The 3,224-nt window shown below is 67.8% G+C and carries 2 protein-coding genes; both read left to right on the forward strand.

From position 1 onward, the window contains the following. Positions 1-223 precede the first annotated feature (223 nt). Positions 224-2,440: a glycosyltransferase family 39 protein gene (locus VMX79_00025; protein ID HUV85480.1), complete on the forward strand. Its 2,217-nt coding sequence runs from the start codon at positions 224-226 to the stop codon at positions 2,438-2,440. Then, positions 2,440-3,036, forward strand: a complete 597-nt coding sequence (locus tag VMX79_00030) for a phosphatase PAP2 family protein (protein ID HUV85481.1) — start codon at positions 2,440-2,442, stop codon at positions 3,034-3,036. The genes VMX79_00025 and VMX79_00030 overlap by 1 nt, the downstream gene beginning before the upstream one ends. Positions 3,037-3,224 lie beyond the last annotated feature (188 nt).

The following is a 3,224-nucleotide window of genomic DNA, read 5'->3' on the forward strand; positions in this document are numbered from 1 at the left end:
GCCACCGCGGGAACCTGTCTCCGTTCCAAATCGCCTCCTCCTTGCGGCCCGGCCTCTCCGAGCACCTGTTTACCCCGCCCCCTATCATCCTCGACCTCGTTGAACCTGAAACCGGTGAGTACCATGTCCCTTGTCCCCCCAGGCCGCCGGTACAACCCGGTTGAGCGCGCCCCGCCCCTATGTTAAACTGCGCCGATTTAATTTCTTTAAGGATATCAATCAGTTGCGTCGCTTACGGGCACTATCCGAGTTCGTATCGCGCAGGCCCGCGTTGGCCGCGGCGGCCGCGCTGGTCGCGCTCTACGTCGTCGTCGTCTCGGTAAAATTGTACCACTGGCCGGTCGGCGCGTACTTCACCTCGGACCCCGCGTTCCGCTTCCGGTACGTGTACATGTTCGCGACCGGGGAAGACGTGCCGGCGCTGGACCGGGCGGCGCAGTGGCCGGAGGGCGTCGATACGGCGCGCTCCTTCTTCCTGACACAGGACGCCTTCATCGGCCTCTCGTACCGGCTACTCGGGCCGCTGGTGCGCGGCGTCCCCCCGCTGATTTTCCTCCGGTGGCACGTATGTCTTTGGAGCAGCCTTTCGCTCTTCGTCGTATATTTATGGGCGCGGCGCGCGTTCGGCTCGCGGCGGGGCGCGCTGCTCGCGGCGCTGGTATACGCGCTGGCGCTCCCCATATATTTGCGAACGTGCGGCAACTACCTCCGCGAGGATTTCGTCCTCCCGGTATTCTTCTTCGCGCTGTATTCCCAGGTGAGGGTGGTTCAGGGGGGCGGGTGGCGCTGGTTCGCCGCCGGCGCCGCGGCCTTCGCCCTCGCGCTGGCGAGTTGGCACGGGTCGTCTTTCCTCTATTTCTTCGCGACGCTGCCGCTGGCCGCGGCGGCGCTGGCGTCGGACGAAACTAAGAACGTAGGCCGGGGCGCGGGCGCGCTGGTCGTCGCCGCGGCCGTCGCGTACCTGCACCCGGCGCTGCGCGAGAAGGTCTTTTTGGCGTCGCCGTCCTTCGCGCTCGCCGTCGCCGTTGCGGCGGCCGCGCTGGTCGGGTGGCGGTGGCGGTTGAAATGGTGGCAGCGCGTCGCCGCGCTCGTCATATTCTTCGCCGCCGCCTACGGCCTGGGGAGACCCTTCGCCGCCGCGGGCGAGTATTCCCACATCTACACGATGATATTGTACAAGATCCGGTACCTGGGGGTGAAACCGGCGGACCCGACGGCGCTGCCGCTCGCCGCGCGCGAGATATGGACCGGCCCGGCGAACTCGCCGTCGCTCACGGCCGCGGCCGTGCTGCTGGGGCCGCCGCTCGCCGTCGCCGCCGCCCCGCTCGTCCGCCATTTCAAGAGATTCGCGCGGGGGTTCGCGACGCCGTCCGGCTATCTCGGCGCCGCGACGCTGGCCTTCTTCGTCGTCTTCGGCCTGCTCTATGCCGGCTATACTCGCTTCAGCGTCGTCTTCATATTCTTCGTAGCCGTCCTCGCCGGCGGGTACGGCGGGTTGGTGAGGAGCCGTCGCGCGCTGGCCTGGCTCTTGATACCGGCCGTGGTCGTCCCGCTCGAGGCGGTGAAGGCGTTCCGGTACGAGTATCGACCCTGGCCGTGGACGTCACTCCTCAAGGCCGCGGCCGAATCGGAGGGCGGCTACGCCACCGTCGTCGGCGACGAGGAGTGGCGCCTTATCCGCTGGTTCGGCAACTTGCCCGACCGCGACGAGACGGCGGTACTCGCGCCTATCGCCGCGTCGGCGACGCTGTTGATGTACGCCGCCACGCCCGTCGTACTCCACCCCATCTACGAGGCGCCGGGGATGCGGGCCAAGGTCGACGAGTGCTGGCGGGCTATCTTCGAGGGCGAGGAAGAATTCTACCGCGTGTGCGAAAAGTACGACGTGACGTACGTGGCCTACCACGCGGCCTTCGTCATGAACCGCGGCCCCGACTCCATCCGCTACGCCCGCGCCGCAACCGAGGTCCCGGTAGGCTCCTGCGCGTACCGTATGCAATTCGAACCCGCCCGGCTCGAGCACTTCACGCCCGTCTTCGAGACGGTATCGTGGCGCGTCTTCCTCGTCGGCGTACCCGGCCGGGAGGCGCCGGGGCTCGGGCCGCCGTCGCCGCTGTTCACCGGCCCGGCCGCGGCCGGCGGCTTCTACGACGAAAGCTTCACCGACCGCGCGTACGCGGTCATCGACGACGCGCTGCAACACTACAACGACGGCGTCGAGCTGTACGACCGGAAGGATTTCGAACCCGCTCGAGCCGAGTTCGTACGGGCGCTCGAGCTTTGCCCGCGGCTGGCCGGCGTCTGGGACGGGCTGGCCTGGCTCGAGATCCAGGACGGCAACGGCCGCGCCGCGGCCTACGCCGCGCGGCAAGCCCTCGCGCTCGACCCCTACGACGACGCCGCGCTCGAGGCGCTCGCGACGCTGCGAGGCGAACGGTGATGCTGGACCTCGTCGTCGGCATCGACCGGGCGCTTTTCGCCCTAATAAACCAGACGCTGGCCTGGCCGCCGCTGGACGGCGTCTTCCTCGTCATTACGCACAAGTATTTCTACCTGGGCGCCGGCGTCCTCACGGCGATATACCTGCCGGCGCGCTACCGCCGGCCGGGGATATATTGCGTAATCGCGGCGGCGGCGGCGGTGGGCCTCGCGGACCTGACGACGGTCCGCCTCCTCAAGCCGCTCTTCGCCCGCGCCAGGCCGCCGTTCGCGCTCGAGACGGTACGCCTCCTGCTGCCGCACCAGGCGCCGTCGCCGGCCTTCCCGTCGGCCCACGCCGCGAACACGTTCGCCTTCGCCTTCGTCGTCTTCACGGAATACAAGCGCGTCGGCGCGGCGCTCTTCGCGGTGGCGCTCGTCGTCTCGTACTCGCGCGTCTACGTCGGCGTCCACTACCCGCTGGACGCGGCCGGCGGCGCGATGTGGGGAATGTTTATCGGGATATGGGCCGTCTCGGGGCGGTTCTACCTGGGCGCGTTCGCGCGGCGGTGGTGGTACCTGGCAAGGCGACGAAGGGAAGGGCAAACTGTGGAATAAAAAAAGCCGCGTCTTAGGACGCGGCTTTTTGTTCGGAGAAAATACCGGTTACCGGAAAAGCGCTTTGACCTTTCCCAACGACGCCGGCGCAACGGCCGTGGCGCCGCCGAGGTCGATCTGGTAGCACCACCCGTAGTCCGACGCGGTATTAATGAAACGCCAATAAGTGGTCCCGTAAGAAGCGGGGT

The organism is bacterium, from assembly GCA_035529855.1.
In the GTDB taxonomy this organism is placed as follows: Bacteria; RBG-13-66-14; B26-G2; order WVWN01; family WVWN01; genus WVWN01.

Coding starts and splice junctions, on each gene's coding strand:
- VMX79_00030 (HUV85481.1), top strand. CDS start 2,440: ATGCTGGACCTCGTCGTCGGCATCGACCGGGCGCTTTTCGCCCTAATA.